Origin of the sequence: Acinetobacter sp. EKM10A, from assembly GCF_011075215.1 — a bacterium.
Lineage (GTDB): Bacteria > Pseudomonadota > Gammaproteobacteria > Pseudomonadales > Moraxellaceae > Acinetobacter > Acinetobacter baumannii.
Genome location: NZ_JAALLK010000017.1, coordinates 51,860 through 72,158, shown reverse-complemented (window position 1 = coordinate 72,158; position 20,299 = coordinate 51,860). Strand labels below are relative to the sequence as shown.

Sequence of the window (20,299 nt, the reverse complement as noted above, 5' to 3'; positions counted from 1 at the left end):
GCTTTAGTCCGTTGGATTTTTAATTTTATAGATAAACAGGAAGGTAAAACGATCGTTGAAGTGATCAAAGAGTTTAAGAAAGCCAGAAAAGACATTGAAAACAGTTAATGCCGCCTTCGGGCGGTTTTTTATATCTGAAGGAAACCGAAATGAAATTTAGCAATCTACAAAGAACACTTGGTGTTGCAGTTGATGGAAAGATTGGACGCAACACCCTTACAGCATTATTTAAGAAACTTGGCGCAAATCAAAGCCGAGCTGAGGAACTGGCATTAGCAGCTAACGTACACTTTAAAGACTATGCGATTTTCTACAATGAACTGCGGTTTTCTCATTTCATTGCACAGCTTGCTCATGAGTCTGGCAACTTTCGATATATGGAAGAAATTGCATCTGGCGCAGCATACGAGGGGCGTAAAGATCTAGGTAATATTATGGCCGGTGATGGTATTCGCTTTAAGGGGCGTGGACCAATCCAACTTACTGGACGTGAGAATTACCAAAAATATGGTCGAGCATTGGGCATTGATTTTGAATCACATCCCGAACTTGTAGCAATTCCGAGTATCGGTTTACTAGTCGCTTGTAAATTCTGGACTAATAACGGATTGAATGAACTGGCAGATCGAGATGACATTTTAACTATTACACGGCGCATCAATGGCGGTATAAATGGCTTAGTTGAACGTAAAGCCAATCTAGCCAAAATTAAAAGTTGGATGTTATGAAAGCATTAATATTGCTGTGCATTCTGCTTTCAGGTTGCACAGCTCATACAATAAATAATAATGTGAGTGTAGGTATTTGTGTGAAAGCCCTCTAAGGAGGGCATCAAATCTTTATTTCTTCTGACTTTCTTTAATTAAAGATATTATTTGATTTATTGCATCACTGCTAATAGCATTTGAATTTATTTCTTTTTCTATAGGCAGATAGCCAGTAAAATATTTTTCAGCTAAACGGATTTTTAAATCTTCACTTTTTATTTTCTCTATATCTACAATATATGTAGATAGTGCAACCATTTCAGTATGACATTTTATATAGTTATGATATTGATTTGATAAAATGTTTTTTTCTTTAATTAAAAAAGCCATTAAGCTTGAAATTGCAATTATTAACCCAATAGAATAAATAATTTTAGAGTTAATCTCTGGTTGAGAATAGTATTTTTGCATAAAAATGCTAATTATAACAATAAATAAAAAGACAATTAGGGCATTTAATATATAGATATAAACTTTCAAGCCGTCAGCTTTTCTTTTAAATTCTTTGATAGTACTTTGATTTTTTGCTGATTCAATTCTTATAAGCACTTCTTTTTCTTTAATTTTAAGTTCATTTTCTTTATTTTGTATTCTTTTTCCTTTTTCTTCTAATAATTTTTCTGCTTCATATAATTTTTTCTGCATTTGTGAAACAGTCGGGATACCTATTTCATTTAAAAGTTCAGGAGTGTATGTACCATCTTGAGTTTTATTATATAAATTTACAAAAATATCAGGTAGAGAATATTTTGATACCATATCCATTTTATTTATTTCATTAATATAGTATTCCGCATTTATACCTAATGGTTTTGAAATAAATTTAATTAATTTTTCTAGACTACTACCAGCTTTGGTTGAATCTAAGTAAATACTAGTTTTAGCTAACTTGTTAATATTTTCATAAAGTAAGTTAAAATTTTTTATAAAAATATTATGATTATTCTGACTATTGTTGCTAATTAATATAATTAATTCTTCTTTTAAATCAATAATTTCTTGTATTAATTCTACCAAATTTGAAATTGTTATTTCATCCATAAAATCAATTGCATTTAGATACTTTTCACATACTTCATTTATTGCGGGAATAATTTCACCATTCCATTTAAGCAAAATGCCGGATGAAGGAAAGTGATCTAGATAAGCTTTAGAGCCCTCCGGATTCCAGACGATATTTTGAAAAGATTTTAAATTATCTATTTGATTTTTTAATAAAGAACTACTTTCCATAATAAATAAAATTTAATTTTTGATGGCGTTTAGTATTAATTATTAGCTTGATATGTTCAAGAAATTGATTCATCAAATTTTTAACAGTTCATCCCACCGAAAGGGATTCTTACTCAATTTATCCCGCGACATTGACCAATTACGATTCGGTATAAAGCAGGGACCTACACCAATCTTCTTCTTCCCAAATTTGCTGTGAATACCATCCATAGCCTGCATTAAACATTCCTTTTTCTCTATTTGTTTAAAGTCAGTTAATAGGTCATAAGTATGACCAGACTTTGGCTCTAAACATGTCAGCACTACACCGCACTTCTTATATTTAATTCCTTCTTTGTATATATCGTTTAACATCCTCGTAGCTGCTTTGACAAAATCTATCGCGCAATCCGTGGGTTCAGAAAACGAACCTGTGATTGATTTGTTGTAGAACGGCACATTGGGGTCAAATGGATTTGATTGAACGAAAGCAATCATACATCCGCATAAAAGCCCTTCATCACGCAAGCGTTTACATGCATCTTGAGCATACATAGAGATAGCTTCTTTTAGATCCGTTAGTTCAGTTACACGACCACCGAAAGACCGGCTTGCAACTATTTGCTTTTTTGAGGGTGGGGTGTGCTCGATCTCAATGCATGATATGCCTTGTAATTCGTAGATCGTTCTGGCCATGACGATAGAAAATTTCTTTTGCATTTCTCTAGGTTCAGCACAAGCTAGATCAAGTACCGTATTAATTCCCATTGATTGAAGCTTTTTTGAATGCTTACGACCAACGCCCCAAACCTCTGAAACATCGATAAGTGAGAAGTAATATTCTTTATTGCACGGATCCATTGATACCAGATCACAAACGCTGTTAAAGCCGGGATTTTTCTTTGCAATATGATTTGCAATCTTTGCTTCTGTTTTACTTCTGCCGATTCCGACACAGACAGGTAAGCCTAACCACTTCCATATTTGTTGGCGCATTTGCTGGCCAACTTTTTCTAAGTCAAAATTCTTTTCATAAGCTGTGAAATCTACAAAGCACTCATCAATCGAGTACGGTTCAACTTCTTCTGCAGTTACGTAAGAGGCAAGGATCGTATGAAAGCGCCGTGACATTTCTGCATACATTGCATAGTTGCTTGAAAGAACAATTACGTTATGTTGCTGAACAATGTCTTTAATTTGAAAAAGCGGCACACCCATTTTTATATTTAAGGATTTTGCCTCGTTGCTACGCGCCACGGCGCACCCATCGTTATTTGACAAAACAATAACCGGTTTATCATTCAAAGATGGGTCAAAGACTCTCTCACATGAAACGTACATGTTATTTACATCGATGAGAAAAAATACTTTGTTCTCATGTTTCATAACTTAATGCCGTGTCATTTTAATGATATGAGTGACAACACCCCAAATTATTAATTCTTGGCCATCCGCTAAATAAATATTCTTATAATCCGGATTCTCTGCTTTAAGCCATTGACCTTTTTCATCAATCATTAAACGTTTAACTGTGAATTCATTGTCAATTAAGGCAATAACGATATCGCCGTGCTTTGCATCAAGACTACGATCCACAATCAGTTCGTCATCAATATCTATACCTGCATTGAGCATTGATAGTGATGCAACTTTAACAATAAACGTTGAAGTTGCATTTTTGATTAAGTGCTCATTCATATCGAGCGCTTTATCGACATAATCTTGTGCTGGAGAGGGGAAACCAGCGGAAATCTTTTCAAGTGCGTAAGGGACAAGCATGTGAGTTGATGGTACAACTAGCTTGATAGACATAACCTCAGATAAAACAAAACCTTTTTGAAGGTATGGCTTTATCTGGATAATGGATGGTGCAATTTCGCTCATATGTTTCCCCTAGCTTGATTTTGTAACATATTCAAGATGATATTCTAGAGATGAGCTTAAATTCAAATTTAAAAAGCTGTGGATAAACAAATAGAAGTCAAAAATTGACGTAGCCAAAAGTGCATTTGGTCGGAAATTCTACGCACTTAATTGGCTGATTTTCTTGGTTTAGGGAAATATTCGGCAGTAAATTTACCTAAAGGCATTTCAAAGAAAAATTGATCAGCATCTTCTTTTTTACAGTTCAACCAATCTTCCCTGTATTCTTCAGGGATTACAATAATCGATCGTTTCTCATCTTCTGGTTTGTGGAACTGGCTCATGAAAGGGTGATTGTCTGCATTAATAGTCAGCATCGACATAGATCTTACTTGCTGCCCATCAATCACAGTTGAATCGTAAATTGCTGCCACTGTGAAAGGCAAACCGTCTTCTCTATAAATTCCCCAACGTTCGGCTTTACCATTCACATATCTTGGTTCATAGATCTTTTCTACAGGTATTAAAGCAAATTGGCTTTTAGCCCATGCATGTCGGAAGCTCGGCTTTTTATCTACCGTCTCAGTTCTAGCGTTATAGGTATACTTTGAGAATTTTAGGTCATGGTTCCATGGTGGAATCATTCCAAACTTCACAGAGCGCCATTCAAGATTGCCTTTATTGCTAAAAATAAGAGGGCAGTCATAACCCGGATAAACATCATTCTTATAGTCGAATGTCGGTTCGAATAGATCTAGTAGGTGTACTCGATCTTTACTTATAGGTTCGTAGTTCGCGCACATTACACACTCCAAAGTTTCAAATTTGAATATTCCGAATGAATAGTATAGATATCATTTGTATTTTATAGATTAATGGTTATCTCGCTTTTCTATTGCATCACGTGCACCTTGAGGAGTTTTATTAAAAGTTTCATCAACTTCTTTTGGCTCAGTTATGGCGCTATATACAATCATATTGATAAGACTAAATAACTTTTCGGCAATTTTATCTATATCTTGATCATCCATTTCACTAGGGTGCACAGCATTATTTCCTACAATCCTCACAGTATCTGCCGCTTTTTGAATTCTCCTATTAATAATCCCTTCACTAACAAGATTGCCAATATCAGTATTAATATTCTTTCCAGATTGACCTAAATGTATACATAATTTTTGCAAAGCAAGCCTTAGTAAAGCTGCTGCTGCACGAGGAGATTTATAATAGATTGTTCTAGCTTCATTAAAATCTTCTCTTACATCAGATGGCATATCTTCAGATGGTAGAATGTTTATTTCTGAAGTGGGGTATACCATCATCCCCTCATGATACTTCTTGATATAAATTGAACTTTTATCAGCATTTTCCCTCCAAATAGAAGACTCATTGCAATGTAAACATTGGGCGAAAGAAAGTATGTATTCAGATTCTTGTTTAAAAATATCCCAACTCATTGATGAATAAACATTACAAAATGGACAATGAAAAGATTTTAATCGAATTTTTGGTGCAACCAAGTTCATACTTATCCCTATGATTCTAAAAATAAAATATAATGTTGTAACTTTATTAAATCTCAATAAAAAGTTTCAATAATTTTATTATATACACGTTTATTCATATGAAAGATATAACATCTAAGGGAGAAAATTATATAAAACTTCATTTTTGATGTTGTTCTCAATATAATGATTAGTGAATTTAAATGCTTTATAGGAATTTTGTAGAGTATAAATTAATACTAATATACTCATAACTAAACACTAAACTTGACAAATCATTTAAAAAACAGACAGTATGGGGGATCTTTCATTAAACAATAATTTTAGAATTTAATAAACTAGACTTTATCTGAGCATAATTTAAATTAGTCAGCCTAACCAATGTGAGAGTTAAGAAATATGGAAGTGTTAAATGTGTAAGGATGAAATTGATGCCGCACTTAAACTTTTAATTAGTAGTGATTCCAGTATTAATTTAAAAGAATTAATACCGTATATTAAAGGTAAAGTAGAGGAATACATTAAAACACATAAACCTGACAGTGTACTTGTACTTAAAAATCTGCTAACTCCAAGTTCATACGGTGTATCTTGGGCTATTGCACAAAGCCATAGTATCTTACATTATATTGAACACCTAAATTCTGATAATTTTCATAAAATTGTATCAGGAGACATTTACTTAACCAATATTACACAAAAATTTATTATTGATTTTAAAAATTTCAATACATTTTTAAGAGAATTACGGTTACCGCCGATTTATGATCCAAGTAAAGATAAAATATTAACTGATATTTTTATGGATCGATATGCTAAATCAGCCGGGGCATTTATTACGTCTAAATTAAAAACTTATTACCCTGGAGCTCCATCTCCTCTAATGTATGAGTATGAAGCAAATGTTACCCCTTTCTTTATCCGTCATGCTATAGAGCTAAAAGTAAAATGTGAGATGCTTGGTATTGATAAAGTTATTCGTATAAAAAAAGATGGTACCCCTGTTCAGGCAATTATTAATATCAGTAAATATATAAATTTTTTAAATTTTGAAGGTAAAAAATTTTTTGATTTACCTCCAGAAGTAAACATTGATGAAGTACAAATAGTAAATCAATGGTCTAATAATTTTATTCATGAAGGTGAACATGAATATGTATGGCAAGTTAAATCGGCTATTTCAGCTATAGAGCCATTATTCATTATAGATTATAAAGGGGTACTAGCAATACATGGACATACATTTAGATCTGAGCATTATACTCCAGCTAGTTTAAAAAAAAGCTTAGAAGAAAAATTTATGAATTTAAAATTTTTTATAGATTCAACTATTTAGGTATAAGATAATTATGATGATCAGTTCTTAAATATATTGAAATTTTTAGTCACTCTAGAAAACAAGTCAGCAATTTTATAACTTTTTTGATAATTATTATAAAATAAGAGTAGAAGGCTTATAAGGTTAATCAGGGAGGATAATGAAGTACCAAATTAAAAAAACAGTAACATGCTAGACTTTTATTAACCTGAATGTATAGAGAATTTTTTTATAAATAGTATTGTTTCCATATATCTCTTCATAGGATTTATCATTTGTAATTATTCTTAAATGTTGTAATAATCTTTATAAAAAGTATTTTCATTTATATTGGATAGGAAATGTATACAAATAGTTGTAACTATTGCGGAACCAGATTTTCTACGGATAACTATAATAAAGTATTTTGTTCAGGTCATTGTGCGGATAACTATAAAACTACAATGCAAAATAAAAACACTTCAGCAACTAATACTCATACTCGACATGATCATAATGTTACATCTACCCAAGGAATCTCAATTGAAGCTGTAATAGTTATTGCAGTGGGTGGAATAGCTTGGTCATCAATGAAAAATTGGGATGAATTTGAACCAGTAACAAGTCATATTTTACTTGTATTTAATTATCTTTTTTATAAACCCCTTCATTTTACTTCCACTATTTATGATTATTTTACTAGTATAGAGCAGGATCACGGGCATTGGATATCTGTTGTTAAGTGGGGAGGATCTATATTTTATGTTCTTTTTGTTTTTTCATTTTATCTAGCAATTATCTCAATATTAAATGAAAAAAAGCTTACATGGGTTTGGGTTTTGTTTTTAGTATCCCCACTAATAACACATGGAGTGTGGTATTTCTTTATTTCATGAATGAGCTTAAAAAGCTTTACCTGAGCAAAGGTTAAAGATCAATTAGGTTTATCCGGTCTTTCGAAATTGGTACGCACATATAAAGTAATCTTTTTATGATTTTCGAAATTACTTTTCCATCATAACTAATATAAGTAAAAAGAGGGTAAATAATAGACTGTGGACGCTATCATTCACCCTCATGGTATATATCTTTAACGCCAGCTATTCGGAACTTTGAATTTGCCTGTAGGCATTGGAGAACCCAGAACATACTTAACGTTGTAAATTAAACCAGGCAAAACAGTGTTTGGCTTTTCATTAAAGCAAACATAGGTATTGTTTCTGGATGGTTTAATTAACTTATATTGTGTACCAGCACTTGAGACATAATAGACACCATTTGGGGTAGTCATAAGGCCAGCATCAACTTTAGAAATATTTTGATTATAACTCTGGCTTGTATTGTTAATAGCTGAGAAATAACTACACCCTAGCGATTTAGATACTTCAGCAGCTTTACGTAATGCGTATTGGTTTGCTATCGATTTATGGGTATATCCATTTACAGATGCGCGTACTTGAAAGACATTATCATCAATAATAGTGGCTTCAACCCCACCAGAAGCCCCCATTTCTTGATAAGGTGTAGTACAGGCTTGTAAACCAACTGTTGCTAAAGCAGCTAAAAATATCTTTTTCATAATTTATATAAAGTGATAAATGCGTCACATTAATTTTAACTATTTAGAAGAATTTTTCAATTGCTTAAGGATTTCTTAAAACTTGAGCTCTAAAAATCTAGAATTTGGCCTGCCATTTTAAAGTTATCTAACACTTGAATGTGGTGGTTAATTAATTCTTGCGCCTGATTTCTTGATTCATTTTTCTCAAAGTACAGGCGATTTTTAATCAAAGCTTTAACCGGTTCAGAAATAATTACATCTTCAATCATATTCATAGCTTTCTTTAAATCATCGAAAGAAACTTGAATATAGCCATCAGTCACATCGTTATCATCATCGTCAGTAGTATGGTTAATTAGTCTTTTAATCGTATAACTACCTATGGCCAAGCTATTCGCAATGGTACCAAAAGTTCGGCGTAGATCATGGAACGTAAATTCGATACCAGAATTCTCAGTTACCTTTTCTCTTGCTGCACGGCGGTCAGAAATATGGGAAACACCATTTCTATCGGTAAACACATATTTATTATTGCCGGCACGTTTTTTTCTTTCACGCATAAGGTGCCAAAGGGTATCACCCATAGGCAATAAAAGGTCCTCATGGTTTTTGGTGTTAACGATTTTGATGGTGCCGAACTGAAGATCTACATTTTTCCATTCGACAGCCTCAGCCTCACTACGTCTAAAACCAGTTAAAGCGAGTAAGAATAAAAAGTCTTGGTTTGTGTACGCTCTAAAATCGTTATTTTGTTCACCCATCCAGTAAGTAGTGGCAACTGCAAGCGCCCATGCTTCACGCTGATCTGCGCGAACGTGGCCTTTTCTGCGTTTAATCTTATTGAAAGCTTTTTCTTCTTTTACGATAACAACCGGGTTTTTAATATTTAAAATTTTATTTCCTGACTCATCCTTATATCTGCTAATCGTATGATTAAAGAGAGCATGTAAAAATTTTGATGCAAGATTAGCTCGGGAAGGGCTTGCTTCAGAAAGTTTTAAATGTCGATCGATAATCATTGCACTAGTGATTTGATCAAGTTTTACATCTTTCCAGTCACTAAAGTAGTTCTCTATGCATCCGTCATAGGCAATTAAAGTAGTTTCAGCCAGCTTTTTACGCAATTTATAGTATTGGTAAGCCTCATAAAGAGTAGGGACTAGCTTTTGTAAAGCATCATTTTGAATTGCTGAAGCTCGTATATCACGCTTTTGCTTAACTGGATCTACACCTTCATCCATCATGATTAGTAAGCGTTTAGCTTCAGTTCTGGCTTGCTCTAATGTATAGACACCATGTTTACCAATGACTTTACGTTTTGATTTGCCGTTTGGCATTTTCTTTTCAGCAAAATAGCTTTTAGTTTTGCCCACACATAAGCCAAATCCTATAGTTACTGTATCTCTGTAAAAGATTTGTTTCTCTTCAGACAAAGGAATAGAGTCTATTACCGATTTAGTAAATTTAATGTGTTGAGCCATCTTTAATTTAAGCAATACAAAGCAATACCTAACGATACAACACAATAATTGTGAAGTCTATTAAGAGTCTATTTTGAAGGATTAGTCTATTAAAAAAGAGTATTTTAAATAGGAGAATTTGTTTTAAGTTGTTGTTATCTATTTAAAAATAAATGCTCCGAAGATGCCGCTGCATGTCGTTACCCTTGAACCCTAAAGTTCAAGGTGGAGGTGACGCATACTTGCTGGGTTTCCTACTCGGGGTAGGCATACGCTCTAAATATGCAGAACACCATCCTAAAGAGATGATATCGGCTCAGGGGAATCAGACCGGCTGGCGAACATCCCAGAGACAGCTTTAGTATAACTGATCTGACTTCGTTGGCAATCATCTGAGCCTATCGAACTGTAAACTTACTTTGCGTTTGATGAAGCTTTATGCGAATTGTTTACACTATTTGTTCAACATCTTCCAAAATAGTCTGGAGTAAACGTTCACAATGCGCATATTCTTGCAAAGATTTATTTAAACTTAATACTTCTTGAGTAAGCTGTAGAGCTACCATGATGACAAGTTTATTATGCTCAACACGAGGTGCACTACGGCGCATATCGTTAAATTTTTCATTGAGAAGCTCAGCTGCACGTTCAAGCTCTTCTCTTTTATCAGAAGTCGTTGCAAGCCTAAAAGTTTGTTCAATCAGCCGAAGCTCTACCATGACTTGTTCACTCATGATTGTGTCTCCTCACCAGCTTCAGCATTTGGATGAGCAAGTTGCTGAATTTCTTGCGCATGTTGATCTTGAGCTGTACCTAAAATTGCTAAACGTTGAATGATGGCTTCAACTTTTGCTTTGGCAAGTTCATTTTTTTGTAACAAACGGTCACGATCTTGCTGCAAGTCGTGTAACTCTTGTTGAGTTTGACGTTGCTGTGACTGAAGTTTTTCTTTGGTAACACGTAATTCATTACGCTCTGCCAAAATTTCCTGAAAACGATTTTTTAAATCGGTCGTACTTTTTTCTAGGCGGCTGTAACGCTCTGCAAGTGTGTTAGCATCTTGATTCAATTGTTGAAATTGGCCTTGTAACTGAGTGAGTTGCTCAGTTAATGTCTCAATTTCCTCTTGTTTTTTAGTGATGATGCTATTTTTTTGCACAACTTGTGCGTGATGCTCTGTTTCAGCCAGTTCTTTAGCTTCCGAGAGAGCAGAATTTTCACTCTCTAGATGATGTAAGCGTGTTTTTAAAACGCCAATATGCGCTTGTAGACGCTGTAATTGTTCTAACATAACGAGGTCGCACAGAATTGCAATCAAAGGTAATATATACGAAGTATAGAGATTGGATAAACGAATGCAAGACGATATTTCAGGCTGGACAGAATGGAACGCTCATTTTGAAGGAATTGAAGAAATTTCAAGCCCTAGTGAGTTACATGGTTTATTAACAGGTATTGTTTGTGTGACAGAAGCGCCTACGCGTGAAGAATGGACACAAATCTTAACAACTCTTAATGTGCCTGAGTTAAATGAAGAAGCTTTAGCGCTTTTAACAGATGAAGCAGAAGATGTAGCACATGCATTATCGGAAGATGAATTGGACTATTTACCAATGCTTCCAGATGATGAACATCTTCTTCAAGACCGTGTACAAGCATTGTCAGATTGGTGTGCTGGCGTTGTGCTCGGTTTTGGTTTGGCATCGGGCCATGTTCGTACAGATGAGCGTGAGTTGATCGAACATTTGCAAGATGTTGCAGCAGTAGAATTTGAAGACTCTGATAACGACGAAGAAGGCGAAAGCAGTTACGAAGAATTGTATGAATTTGTACGCCTTATTCCAGTGAGCTTATCTATTGGTAGAAAGAAAGTAACAGTGGCTGAAAGTTCATTGTTGAAAAACTTTTATGCAAAAAGTAAAACTTCTACTGTAGGCACCGCAGATCAAAATATTGTAGAAATGTTTACACCACATCGCCCAAGTTAATTGAGGCGATGTGTTATTGGCTGTGTTTAATTTTTTGACTTTAAAATTCTAAATCAAGTAGATCATTATGAAATTGCCTCAAGCTGATTTTCAACATCGCAGAAACCGTCTAGCAGAAAAAATGGGTCCAAACAGCATTGCGATTATTGCGACGCGTGAGGAAATGTACCGTAATCGTGATGCGGATTATAAATTCCGTGCCGATAGTAGTTTTTTCTATTTGACGGGTTTTGCAGAGCCTGAGGCAGTCGCTGTCATTGAAACGTTTGATGACGTTACAGACTATAGCTATAGTCTTTTTTGCCGTGAACGCAATCGTGAGATGGAAATCTGGAATGGTTATCGTGCGGGAATTGACGGCGCAATTGAAGAGTACGAAGCAGATGAAGCTTATGCAATTGATCTGCTTGATGAAGAAATTATTGAAAAATTATTAAATAAAGAGCGTCTTTATTATCGAATCGGACACAATGCTGCATTTGATGCCAGAGTAAGCCAATGGATCAAAAAAGCGAATGCCGAGCATCGTCATGAAGCCGCTCCAGCCCAGTTAGTTCAACTTGATCGCATTGTTGATGAAATGCGTTTAATTAAATCACCGCAAGAAATTGAGCTGATGCAAATTGCTTCAACAATTAGTGCTAAGGCACATACTCGTGCAATGCAAACTGTTCGCCCTGGCATGATGGAATATGCACTTGAAGCCGAGCTTAATTATATCTTTGGGCAAAACGGCTGTGTACCTTCATATAACAGTATTGTCGGTGGCGGTGCCAATGCTTGTATTTTACACTATGTTGAAAATAACCAGCCCCTTAAAGACGGTGATTTGGTTTTAATTGATGCTGCATGTGAATATGAGTTCTATGCATCGGATATTACCCGTACTTTTCCCGTAAACGGGAAATTTAGCCCCGAACAAAAAGCATTGTATGAGGTGGTATTGGCCTCTCAATATGCGGCGATTGATGCAGTACGTATAGGTAATTCATACCGTGAGCCTCATGAGGTTGCAGTCAAAATTTTAACGGAAGGCTTAGTTGATTTAGGTTTGCTCAAAGGTGAGGTGAGTGAGCTGATTGAAACCGAGGCATATCGTCAATTTTATATGCATGGTACAGGCCATTGGCTAGGTATGGATGTACATGATGTCGGTTCTTATAAAAAAGATGACGACTGGCGCCAATATGAAGAGGGCATGGTTGTTACTGTTGAACCCGGTTTATACATTGCACCAGATGACGAAACTGTAGATAAAAAATGGCGTGGTATTGGCATTCGTATTGAAGATGATGTAGTCGCGACCTCAAAAGGCCCACGAGTTTTAACGGCCGACGTGGTTAAAGATATTGCAGATATTGAACATTTAATGGCGCAAGCTAAAGCATAATTAAACGTATTCGCCAAAGGAGCAAAACTCGATGCAACAACAAGTGATTATTGTAGGTGGGGGTATGGTGGGTTTAAGCCTTTCCCTCATGCTGGCGAAGGCTAATATCGCGGTAAAGCTATTAGAAGCTGTGAAATACCCAAACTATGATGATCAAAATGTTGCCCCTTATCATTCCAGTTTTGATGCGCGGAATACGGCTTTATCACGTCGTAGCGTACAGATTTATCAGAAGTTAGGGTTATGGGGTGCCTTACAACAGCATGCCACTCCAATTTTGCAAGTTCACATTACTGAACAAGGCAGTTTTGGAAAAGCACGTTTAATTGCAGAACAAGAGAAAGTCGAAAGCTTTGGGCAAGTCATTGAAAATGCATGGCTCGGTCGTGTTTTATTAACTCAAGTACGTCAACAGCCTTTGATTGAACTGATTGATGGCGTACAAGTAACTGCTTTAACTCAAAATGCTGAACAGGTACATATTGAAGCTCAGCGTGGTGATGAAGTCTTAAAGCTTGAGTCAAAATTATTAATTGCAGCAGATGGGCGCGATTCTTTCTGTCGTCAAGCAATTGGTGTGGGTGTTGATGTTCACGACTATGATCAGGTTGCGATCGTTACGACTGTTCAGACTTCAAAACCGCATGAGCATGTAGGGTTTGAACGTTTTAGTGCATTAGGGCCTTTAGCTTTGTTACCATTACCGGGTGAATACCGTCGCTCAGTGGTATGGCCTGTTAAAAAAGGCACTGAAGGTGAGTGGTTGGGTGAAGAAAACGACCAACACTTTTTAGATGCTTTGCAAAAAACTTATGGTGACAGAGCGGGTAAATTTGAAAAAACGGGTAAACGCTTTAGTTATCCGCTTTCACAAGTGCTTGCGCATAAACAAGCTGTCGGACGCGTTATTTTAATGGGTAATGCAGCGCATACAATCCATCCTGTTGCTGGGCAAGGTTTTAATTTATGTCTGCGTGATGCAGATGTATTGCTGCGTTATTTAGTGAACCAGTTAAGCGCATCTGATGATATTGGTAACCCAGATAATTTACTTGCCTATGAACAAGCCCGTTTATCTGACCAGCAGCGAGTAATTAAATTCTGCGATACCGTAGTTCGGGGCTTTAGTAACCAAAACCCATTATTAAAATTAATCCGTAATACTGGATTAATTGCATTTGATGTCATTCCGGGTGTTAAGCCACTGGTAGCAAACTATGCAATGGGGTTAAAAGCATGAGTGAAGTGTTAGATGTCGTCATTGTTGGTGGTGGACTAGTTGGTGGCTTAACTGCTTTATTACTTGCACAAGGTGGTGTACAACCTACCGTGCTTGATGCTGCTCCTGTACTGGATGTTGAAAAAACATTAAGTGTGATGAACCCACGTGTTTTAGCTCTTAGCCAAGCGACCATTCATTTACTTAAAACAGTCAATGTTTGGGATGATCTGGCACGTCAAATGCCTTATACCGGCATGCAAGTGTGGAATTTAAATGGCTATGGTGAAATTAATTTTGGCCATGAGTCTGTACAAAGACCAATGCCAGAGCAAGCCTTGGGTTCTATGGTTGAGCCAAGTGTATTGAATGTTGCTATTCAACAAAAAATGATTGAGCAGTTAACAGATTATCGTACTCAAGTTCGCGTTACCCGTATTGAGCAAGGTGTTGGGTGCTGGCATATTCAATTGGCAGATGGTTCTACGCTTAAAACTAAACTACTTATTGGTGCAGATGGTGCAAATTCATTTGTACGTGAGCAAGCTTTTATTGACCTCGACGTACTAGATTACAAGCAAGCAGCCATTAGCTGTGCAATAAAGACTTCCAAACCTCATCACTATGTTGCCCGTCAAATCTTCTTACCTACAGGGCCTTTAGCATATTTGCCAATGGCGAGTCTTGAAGAAAGTGAAAATGGCTACTGGCAGTCCATTGTCTGGACACTACCAGATGATTATGCCGATGAATATTCAGCTTTAAGTGATGCTGAGTTTATGCAACTTCTAACTCGTGAAAGCCAACATATGTTGGGTGAAGTGCTCGATGTTCGTTCAAGAGCCCAATTTCCATTGAAAGCGCGTGCCGCAAAACAATACGTTAAAGATGGCCTAGCCCTCATTGGCGATGCAGCTCATGTGATTCATCCACTTGCTGGACAAGGGGTGAATATTGGTTGTTTAGATGCAGCTGTACTCTGTGATGCACTATTGCATGATTTAGGTCGTGGTGTATGGGCGCATGAACAAACCTTAATGCGTTATGAACACCGCCGTAAAGGACAGAATGATGCGATGATGCATAGTATGTCGGCAATTGGTTGGCTAGAAAGCAGTGAGCTATTTCCATTGATTTGGGCCCGGAATGTGGGACTCAAGCAAGTTGAACAAATTTCGTTCTTAAAAGAGCGTTTTATGCAACAAGCAAATGGTTTAGGGGCTTTACAAAACACCCAGTATAGTCGTTAAAATAATTACGAAGTTTATGCTCTACTGATCTAAATAAATATCAGTAGATATTTTTTAAACAATCATTTATATATCATTACCAATTCGGTCAGAAAAGATACGGATTTGACCAATTTGGCTCTTTGCTAAATGCAAAGAGATTGCTAAATTTCTGAGGTCTCGAAGACCATAGCGATGATGCAATACAAATCATTGTGGGGAGTGTAAAAATGACAGATATCAATGATTATGAAGATGCAGAAGATTCTGCTGTAGATGAAGATGAAGCCAAAGCGGCTGAAAGTGGCGCAGCTGATGAAGAAGCAGGCAACTTAACTGATGCCGATCTTGCAGAAGCAGAAACGCTTACTGTAACTGCGAAACAAAAACAACGCCAAGCGTTGGAAGATGAAGTCGCTGCGTTTTTAGCTCGTGGCGGAAGAATCACAGAAGTTCCACCAGATGAACATAGCGATCGTTAATATTAAAAAAGCATCACTTGAGTGATGCTTTTTTATTGCCCACTTTATGATGATTTAAGGGTGGTTTTGTAGTTCTTTTAAAATGCCGCATTCATCTACTGTACGGTCGGTAGAGCAGTGTTGTTTTAAATCGATTAGGGTTTCTTTTAAAAGCAACAGTCGCTCAATCTTTTCCGATACTTCTATCAAGTATTTATTCACCAAATTATCAACTTCCGTACAAGCCCGTTTCGGCTGAGCTTTCATTTCTTTTAGCGTTTTAATATCACTGAGAGAAATATCTAATTCACGGCAATGTTTAATAAATAATAGGTCTGCGAGTGTTTGATCTGTGTAAACACGATAATTATTTTCTGAGCGCTGAATGCGGTCCAATACACCTACTTTTTCGTAATAACGAATAGTATCGATCGGGACATCCGCTTTTTTTGATAATTGACCAATAGAAAGACTCATAAGACTTGACTCTGGAGCTACTCAAGGGTTTCTAATCACTATAAAAGAGTTTTTGAGGAAATAAAATGGCTGGATGTGGATGTGCTTCAACCTGCTCTCCTACAAAGAAAGCAAGCCCGCGCTTTAGAAAAGCGTTATGGATTGCTCTTGTAATTAATGCACTCATGTTTGTCGTTGAGATAGTCGGCGGTTATAAAGCCCAATCTGTTTCATTATGGGCAGATGCATTAGATTTTGCCGGAGATGCTGCAAATTATGCTCTGTCTTTAGTCGTGCTTTCGATGAGCCTTTACTGGCGTGCAACCGCAGCACTTGTTAAGGGTATAACGATGGCCGCTTTTGGGTTCTTCGTCATTGCAAAAGTGGTATGGTCATTTTTTCATGGAGTTTCACCTGAACCGATGGTTATGGGGGCAATTGGGGTAATGGCTTTAATTGCTAACGTTTCCGTTGCTTTAATGCTTTATGCATTTAGAGATGGTGATGCCAATATGCGTTCTGTGTGGCTGTGTAGTCGAAATGACTCTATCGCCAACATTGCTGTTGTTTTGGCTGCTGTAGGCGTGTTTGGAACAGGCACTATATTTCCTGATTTGTTCGTAGCCTTTGTTATTGCATATTTAGGTGTATCTTCGGGTTATGCTGTGATTAAGCAATCATTACAAGAAAGAAAACAATCAAAGTTAATGTTGGGTTCAGAAGCTTAATTTTGATTGCATAAAAAAGTACCATATAAGCATGGTACTTTTTTGTTTTTGAATGCATTAGATGAGAAGTGATATTGCGATACTCCACATAACGCAACCAATCATGAAATCTAAAATTTTCCAAGCTTTTGGATTGATAAATAATGGTTTTAGAAATCTTGCACCATAGCCTAGACTGAAAAAGAAAATCCAAGAGGCAAGAATGCTACCTAAGGCAAAACTGATTTTATCTTCTAGCTGTGTCGCAACCGAACCAATCAGTACAATGGTATCTAAATAAACATGTGGATTCAGCCAAGTAAAGGCAAGACAGGTTATAAGTGCTTGGGTTAAAGTCTGCTTTTGGCTGCTATCAAGCTCCATGCCTTGGTTAGTTTTAAACGCGGCATAGAAGGCTTTTGCACCGTAGACGAATAAGAACGTTGCCCCTAAATATTTAGCGACTGTGATTAAGATGGGTGATGCTGTCATAATTTCGGCAAAACCTAATACACCACAGGCGATTAAAATTGAATCGGACAGGGCACAAATTAAACATAGCCAAAATACATATTGCTGTTTAAGTCCTTGTTTTAGAACAAAAGCATTTTGGGCACCAATTGCTACAATTAGGCCGCTACCAATACCTAAACCTTTAAAAAACACACTCAGAGAAAGCATAACCATTAAGCAGAAACAAATCAGATGGGGGAATTATCTGACTTTTTATTAAGAAATAAGTAAAATTAAGAATATTTAGGTTTGGCTAAAAATAATTTAGGTTTTGTATGTTAGATAGTAAGCAGTGTGAAGCTTTTCTGGCGGTTGCAGAAGTCGGGAGTTTTGATGCGGCAGGAGAGCACTTATGTATAACTCCCTCTGCTGTATCACTACGTGTACAAGCGCTAGAAAAATATTTAGGTCAGATTTTAATTATACGTGGCCGTCCTTGTGTACTTACACAAGCAGGGCAAACCTTACTCCAGCATTTACGTCATACAAGGCTAATGGAGCAAAATCTATTACAAGGCTTAATGGGCAAATCATCCGACTCAGAATTTTATAAAATTGCGTTGGCTTCAAATGCAGACTCATTAGCAACTTGGCTTTTACCCAGTATTCAGCAAACACTTTTTAAAGAAAAAATAGTGTTAGAGCTAAAAATTGATGATCAATCACACACGCATACTTTGCTAGAAACAGGGCAGGTCAATGCATGTATCACAGCAGAAGAGCAGGTGATGGCAGGCTGTTTAGCTCAGCCTCTTGGTAAAATGCGCTATAAAATGCTGGCATCGGCCGAGTTTGTAAATCGGTGGTTTAGTGGTGGAATTAACCGAGAAGTTTTAAGAAAAACACCGGCGGTTATTTTTAACCATAAAGATTTAATGCATTCAGAGGTTTTATTAAAAGGATACGGTTTACCAATGCAGAGTTATCCTTATAGTTTTATTCCGGCAACAGATGCTTTCGTTAAAGCAATTCAACTAGGTTTAGGTTATGGCATGGTGCCTGAGCTTCAGGTTCAACCATTACTCGAAAATGGAACACTTGTTGATATTATGCCTGAGGCTCAACTTGATGTTCCTTTATATTGGCATCACTGGAAAAGACAGTCTAAGCAACTTGATGTACTGACTGAGACCATTGTTGAATCAGCAAAACAGATACTAAGATAATTTTAGATCTTAGTTTTTAAATGACGATTTAAAATGTGTTGAATATAAAACTCTATATCTTGTACTGAGTAATCTAAAAGTTGTCCGATTCTACGGTCGAGTTCTAGGCGCTCTTCAAGTTGAGTTGCTTTTAATGACCTTTCAATACATAACATGAGTTCATTCAAATCTGCTAAAGACGCATCTTTATAGATCAACATAATTGAAAAGGGGAGAGACAGAGAAGTTTCAATGTCTTTACTGATCATAGATAAAGACCCTTGTTCAAGATGCTTTATAAATTCAATGGGTAATAACTCATAAAAATAAGCGATAGGTTTTTTGCCTGAAAGTAATAATTCTAGTTCTTGTCCTTCATGCGGGCCAAGTTTTCCAAGTGATTCAGTCATATCAATACTCTTATTTTTTATCTTTAATATTGTTATGCAAAATTTATGCGAGGTGATGACATAGGCGTTGGTCATCACCGTTTAGTTAATAAATTAAGATTGTGTTAACTCAAGCGCACGTTGATAAGCGACTTTTTTCTTAATACCCGTTAAATCAGCAGCCAGTTGAGATGCTGCTTTAACTGATAAATCTTGAAGTAAGCGCTTTAAAAGCTCATCTAGTTTTTCTTGTTCCAGATCGGTTTTTTCTGGTGCACCGCCAACTACAAGAACAATTTCACCTTTTTCTTGGTTATGGTCATTTTCAATAAAACTAACCAAATCTTTTAAGGTCATTTTTTTGATCGTTTCAAATGTTTTGGTAATTTCACGTGCGAAACCTACAGGGCGGTTTTCACCAAATACTTCAGCCATATTTTTTACACATTCTAAAATACGATGTGGCGCTTCATAGAAAATTAAGGTTTGAGTTTCATTTTTAAGCTTTTCGAGTTGCGAAATACGTTGAGAAGCCTTTGATGGTAAAAAGCCTTCAAAACTAAAACGGTCACTTGGTAGGCCTACAGCACTTAAAGCAGCAATTGCAGCACATGCACCCGGTACAGGTACAACCCTAATACCATTTTCTTGAGCAGCACGAACCAGTTTAAACCCAGGGTCACTAATAAGTGGTGTGCCTGCATCACTAATCAAAGCAATATTTTCACCAGCAAGTAGCTTTTGAACTAACTGCTCAATTTTGTTGCTTTCATTATGGTCGTGGCATGCGGTAAGTGGAGTAGATATATTATAGTGTTTGAATAATTGAGCTGATTGGCGTGTATCTTCGGCAGCAACAACAGAAACTGATTTTAAGATATCAATTGCACGGAAAGTCATATCATTTAAGTGCCCGATTGGGGTGGCTACAACAAATAACTGAGCACTCATTTGGTTTTTACTCCGTACAGATAAACAATTTTAATGGGTTAGTGTACCCGAAATTATGTTTTTGGCGTGAACAATGTCAGTAGGCTTTTTATTTTTCGAAACATCTGCTTTTGATTTGTTCAATTCAAAAATAAAAAGGTATAGAACCGGCATTAACAGTATTTACATTTTTAATTGGGGAAACAA

23 protein-coding genes, 1 other RNA gene and 1 pseudogene are annotated in these 20,299 nt (G+C 36.3%); 11 read left to right on the top strand and 14 right to left on the bottom strand.

The window, feature by feature from the left end; genetic code table 11:
* Both G9371_RS19270 and G9371_RS16695 read left to right on the top strand, forming a co-directional pair.
* A pseudogene (locus tag G9371_RS19270) lies at positions 1 to 108 on the top strand (hypothetical protein); the annotation flags it as partial.
* A gap of 41 nt (positions 109 to 149) precedes the next feature.
* The gene (locus G9371_RS16695) at positions 150 to 728 is read left to right on the top strand and encodes a glycoside hydrolase family 19 protein (protein ID WP_029423753.1); all 579 of its coding nucleotides are present in this window, start codon (positions 150 to 152) and stop codon (positions 726 to 728) included.
* Between the two features lie 111 nt (positions 729 to 839).
* Here G9371_RS16695 and G9371_RS16690 read toward each other — a convergent pair whose 3' ends face one another.
* From G9371_RS16690 to G9371_RS19265, 5 genes are all read right to left on the bottom strand, one after another.
* Positions 840 to 2,000 (bottom strand): hypothetical protein, encoded by a 1,161-nt coding sequence (locus tag G9371_RS16690; protein WP_029423754.1) that lies wholly within the window; start codon positions 1,998 to 2,000, stop codon positions 840 to 842.
* 72 nt (positions 2,001 to 2,072) lie between these two features.
* Positions 2,073 to 3,365, bottom strand: coding sequence for a Y-family DNA polymerase (locus G9371_RS16685; protein ID WP_029423755.1), 1,293 nt, complete (start codon positions 3,363 to 3,365; stop codon positions 2,073 to 2,075).
* A 3-nt stretch (positions 3,366 to 3,368) separates the two neighbouring features.
* Entirely contained in the window at positions 3,369 to 3,863 is a 495-nt protein-coding gene (locus G9371_RS16680) for a LexA family protein (RefSeq protein ID WP_023188290.1), read from the bottom strand.
* Between the two features lie 146 nt (positions 3,864 to 4,009).
* Positions 4,010 to 4,645, bottom strand: coding sequence for an SOS response-associated peptidase (locus tag G9371_RS16675; RefSeq protein ID WP_029423756.1), 636 nt, complete (start codon positions 4,643 to 4,645; stop codon positions 4,010 to 4,012).
* A 69-nt stretch (positions 4,646 to 4,714) separates the two neighbouring features.
* Positions 4,715 to 5,368: a DUF4145 domain-containing protein gene (locus G9371_RS19265; RefSeq protein WP_032009071.1), complete on the bottom strand. Its 654-nt coding sequence runs from the start codon at positions 5,366 to 5,368 to the stop codon at positions 4,715 to 4,717.
* A 391-nt stretch (positions 5,369 to 5,759) separates the two neighbouring features.
* On the opposite strand from G9371_RS19265, the gene G9371_RS16665 reads away from it, so the two are divergent.
* Positions 5,760 to 6,683 (top strand): hypothetical protein, encoded by a 924-nt coding sequence (locus tag G9371_RS16665; protein ID WP_029423757.1) that lies wholly within the window; start codon positions 5,760 to 5,762, stop codon positions 6,681 to 6,683.
* A gap of 323 nt (positions 6,684 to 7,006) precedes the next feature.
* Positions 7,007 to 7,540: a hypothetical protein gene (locus G9371_RS16660; protein WP_029423758.1), complete on the top strand. Its 534-nt coding sequence runs from the start codon at positions 7,007 to 7,009 to the stop codon at positions 7,538 to 7,540.
* Between the two features lie 194 nt (positions 7,541 to 7,734).
* Here G9371_RS16660 and G9371_RS16655 read toward each other — a convergent pair whose 3' ends face one another.
* From G9371_RS16655 to G9371_RS16635, 5 genes are all read right to left on the bottom strand, one after another.
* On the bottom strand, positions 7,735 to 8,223 hold the full coding sequence (locus G9371_RS16655; RefSeq protein ID WP_000718105.1) for a CC0125/CC1285 family lipoprotein: 489 nt from the start codon (positions 8,221 to 8,223) through the stop codon (positions 7,735 to 7,737).
* 89 nt (positions 8,224 to 8,312) lie between these two features.
* Positions 8,313 to 9,686 carry a tyrosine-type recombinase/integrase gene (locus G9371_RS16650; protein ID WP_079275936.1) on the bottom strand — a complete coding sequence of 458 codons (1,374 nt, stop codon included), beginning with the start codon at positions 9,684 to 9,686 and terminating at the stop codon, positions 8,313 to 8,315.
* A gap of 150 nt (positions 9,687 to 9,836) precedes the next feature.
* Positions 9,837 to 10,021: non-coding RNA, 6S RNA (ssrS, locus tag G9371_RS16645), on the bottom strand.
* A gap of 93 nt (positions 10,022 to 10,114) precedes the next feature.
* Complete coding sequence (locus G9371_RS16640) at positions 10,115 to 10,399, bottom strand: cell division protein ZapA (RefSeq protein ID WP_000003719.1); 285 nt, start codon at positions 10,397 to 10,399, stop codon at positions 10,115 to 10,117.
* Positions 10,396 to 10,956, bottom strand: coding sequence for a hypothetical protein (locus G9371_RS16635; protein ID WP_000893185.1), 561 nt, complete (start codon positions 10,954 to 10,956; stop codon positions 10,396 to 10,398). Before G9371_RS16635 ends, G9371_RS16640 begins: the two co-directional genes overlap by 4 nt.
* Before the next feature lie 64 nt (positions 10,957 to 11,020).
* On the opposite strand from G9371_RS16635, the gene G9371_RS16630 reads away from it, so the two are divergent.
* From G9371_RS16630 to G9371_RS16610, 5 genes are all read left to right on the top strand, one after another.
* Complete coding sequence (locus G9371_RS16630; protein WP_001150153.1) at positions 11,021 to 11,653, top strand: UPF0149 family protein; 633 nt, start codon at positions 11,021 to 11,023, stop codon at positions 11,651 to 11,653.
* 67 nt (positions 11,654 to 11,720) lie between these two features.
* Complete coding sequence (gene pepP, locus G9371_RS16625) at positions 11,721 to 13,043, top strand: Xaa-Pro aminopeptidase (RefSeq protein WP_000775474.1); 1,323 nt, start codon at positions 11,721 to 11,723, stop codon at positions 13,041 to 13,043.
* A gap of 31 nt (positions 13,044 to 13,074) precedes the next feature.
* Positions 13,075 to 14,283 carry an FAD-dependent monooxygenase gene (locus G9371_RS16620; protein ID WP_029423832.1) on the top strand — a complete coding sequence of 403 codons (1,209 nt, stop codon included), beginning with the start codon at positions 13,075 to 13,077 and terminating at the stop codon, positions 14,281 to 14,283.
* Positions 14,280 to 15,512 (top strand): FAD-dependent monooxygenase, encoded by a 1,233-nt coding sequence (locus G9371_RS16615; RefSeq protein ID WP_021511454.1) that lies wholly within the window; start codon positions 14,280 to 14,282, stop codon positions 15,510 to 15,512. Before G9371_RS16620 ends, G9371_RS16615 begins: the two co-directional genes overlap by 4 nt.
* 209 nt (positions 15,513 to 15,721) lie before the next feature.
* A complete protein-coding gene (locus tag G9371_RS16610; protein WP_000129799.1) occupies positions 15,722 to 15,973 on the top strand; it encodes a hypothetical protein in 252 nt (83 codons plus the stop codon).
* A gap of 54 nt (positions 15,974 to 16,027) precedes the next feature.
* Here the strand turns inward: G9371_RS16610 and G9371_RS16605 are convergent, their stop codons facing one another.
* Positions 16,028 to 16,429, bottom strand: a complete 402-nt coding sequence (locus G9371_RS16605; RefSeq protein ID WP_000058923.1) for a MerR family transcriptional regulator — start codon at positions 16,427 to 16,429, stop codon at positions 16,028 to 16,030.
* Between the two features lie 65 nt (positions 16,430 to 16,494).
* Here G9371_RS16605 and G9371_RS16600 point away from each other — a divergent pair, with 65 nt between their 5' ends.
* Entirely contained in the window at positions 16,495 to 17,136 is a 642-nt protein-coding gene (locus G9371_RS16600; protein ID WP_000896580.1) for a cation transporter, read from the top strand.
* Positions 17,137 to 17,193: 57 nt separating this feature from the next.
* Here the strand turns inward: G9371_RS16600 and G9371_RS16595 are convergent, their stop codons facing one another.
* Positions 17,194 to 17,796, bottom strand: coding sequence for a LysE/ArgO family amino acid transporter (locus tag G9371_RS16595; RefSeq protein WP_000950251.1), 603 nt, complete (start codon positions 17,794 to 17,796; stop codon positions 17,194 to 17,196).
* Between the two features lie 107 nt (positions 17,797 to 17,903).
* On the opposite strand from G9371_RS16595, the gene G9371_RS16590 reads away from it, so the two are divergent.
* Positions 17,904 to 18,794: a LysR family transcriptional regulator ArgP gene (locus G9371_RS16590; RefSeq protein ID WP_000887357.1), complete on the top strand. Its 891-nt coding sequence runs from the start codon at positions 17,904 to 17,906 to the stop codon at positions 18,792 to 18,794.
* Positions 18,795 to 18,796: 2 nt separating this feature from the next.
* Here G9371_RS16590 and G9371_RS16585 read toward each other — a convergent pair whose 3' ends face one another.
* Positions 18,797 to 19,183 (bottom strand): hypothetical protein, encoded by a 387-nt coding sequence (locus G9371_RS16585; RefSeq protein WP_029423833.1) that lies wholly within the window; start codon positions 19,181 to 19,183, stop codon positions 18,797 to 18,799.
* 93 nt (positions 19,184 to 19,276) lie between these two features.
* Positions 19,277 to 20,113, bottom strand: a complete 837-nt coding sequence (rsmI, locus tag G9371_RS16580; protein WP_029423834.1) for a 16S rRNA (cytidine(1402)-2'-O)-methyltransferase — start codon at positions 20,111 to 20,113, stop codon at positions 19,277 to 19,279.
* Positions 20,114 to 20,299: the final 186 nt, after the last annotated feature.

Bases quoted from the DNA above. Each gene is read 5' to 3' on its own strand.
- G9371_RS16655 (WP_000718105.1), bottom strand. From the start codon at position 8,223: ATGAAAAAGATATTTTTAGCTGCTTTAGCAACAGTTGGTTTACAAGCC.
- G9371_RS16630 (WP_001150153.1), top strand. From the start codon at position 11,021: ATGCAAGACGATATTTCAGGCTGGACAGAATGGAACGCTCATTTTGAA.
- G9371_RS16695 (WP_029423753.1), top strand. From the start codon at position 150: ATGAAATTTAGCAATCTACAAAGAACACTTGGTGTTGCAGTTGATGGA.
- G9371_RS16600 (WP_000896580.1), top strand. From the start codon at position 16,495: ATGGCTGGATGTGGATGTGCTTCAACCTGCTCTCCTACAAAGAAAGCA.
- G9371_RS16620 (WP_029423832.1), top strand. From the start codon at position 13,075: ATGCAACAACAAGTGATTATTGTAGGTGGGGGTATGGTGGGTTTAAGC.
- G9371_RS16605 (WP_000058923.1), bottom strand. From the start codon at position 16,429: ATGAGTCTTTCTATTGGTCAATTATCAAAAAAAGCGGATGTCCCGATC.
- G9371_RS16610 (WP_000129799.1), top strand. From the start codon at position 15,722: ATGACAGATATCAATGATTATGAAGATGCAGAAGATTCTGCTGTAGAT.
- G9371_RS16690 (WP_029423754.1), bottom strand. From the start codon at position 2,000: ATGGAAAGTAGTTCTTTATTAAAAAATCAAATAGATAATTTAAAATCT.
- G9371_RS16615 (WP_021511454.1), top strand. From the start codon at position 14,280: ATGAGTGAAGTGTTAGATGTCGTCATTGTTGGTGGTGGACTAGTTGGT.
- G9371_RS16635 (WP_000893185.1), bottom strand. From the start codon at position 10,956: ATGTTAGAACAATTACAGCGTCTACAAGCGCATATTGGCGTTTTAAAA.
- G9371_RS16675 (WP_029423756.1), bottom strand. From the start codon at position 4,645: ATGTGCGCGAACTACGAACCTATAAGTAAAGATCGAGTACACCTACTA.
- G9371_RS16595 (WP_000950251.1), bottom strand. From the start codon at position 17,796: ATGCTTTCTCTGAGTGTGTTTTTTAAAGGTTTAGGTATTGGTAGCGGC.
- G9371_RS16650 (WP_079275936.1), bottom strand. From the start codon at position 9,686: ATGGCTCAACACATTAAATTTACTAAATCGGTAATAGACTCTATTCCT.
- G9371_RS19265 (WP_032009071.1), bottom strand. From the start codon at position 5,368: ATGAACTTGGTTGCACCAAAAATTCGATTAAAATCTTTTCATTGTCCA.
- G9371_RS16680 (WP_023188290.1), bottom strand. From the start codon at position 3,863: ATGAGCGAAATTGCACCATCCATTATCCAGATAAAGCCATACCTTCAA.
- rsmI (WP_029423834.1), bottom strand. From the start codon at position 20,113: ATGAGTGCTCAGTTATTTGTTGTAGCCACCCCAATCGGGCACTTAAAT.
- G9371_RS16585 (WP_029423833.1), bottom strand. From the start codon at position 19,183: ATGACTGAATCACTTGGAAAACTTGGCCCGCATGAAGGACAAGAACTA.
- G9371_RS16590 (WP_000887357.1), top strand. From the start codon at position 17,904: ATGTTAGATAGTAAGCAGTGTGAAGCTTTTCTGGCGGTTGCAGAAGTC.
- G9371_RS16685 (WP_029423755.1), bottom strand. From the start codon at position 3,365: ATGAAACATGAGAACAAAGTATTTTTTCTCATCGATGTAAATAACATG.
- pepP (WP_000775474.1), top strand. From the start codon at position 11,721: ATGAAATTGCCTCAAGCTGATTTTCAACATCGCAGAAACCGTCTAGCA.
- G9371_RS16660 (WP_029423758.1), top strand. From the start codon at position 7,007: ATGTATACAAATAGTTGTAACTATTGCGGAACCAGATTTTCTACGGAT.
- G9371_RS16665 (WP_029423757.1), top strand. From the start codon at position 5,760: ATGTGTAAGGATGAAATTGATGCCGCACTTAAACTTTTAATTAGTAGT.
- G9371_RS16640 (WP_000003719.1), bottom strand. From the start codon at position 10,399: ATGAGTGAACAAGTCATGGTAGAGCTTCGGCTGATTGAACAAACTTTT.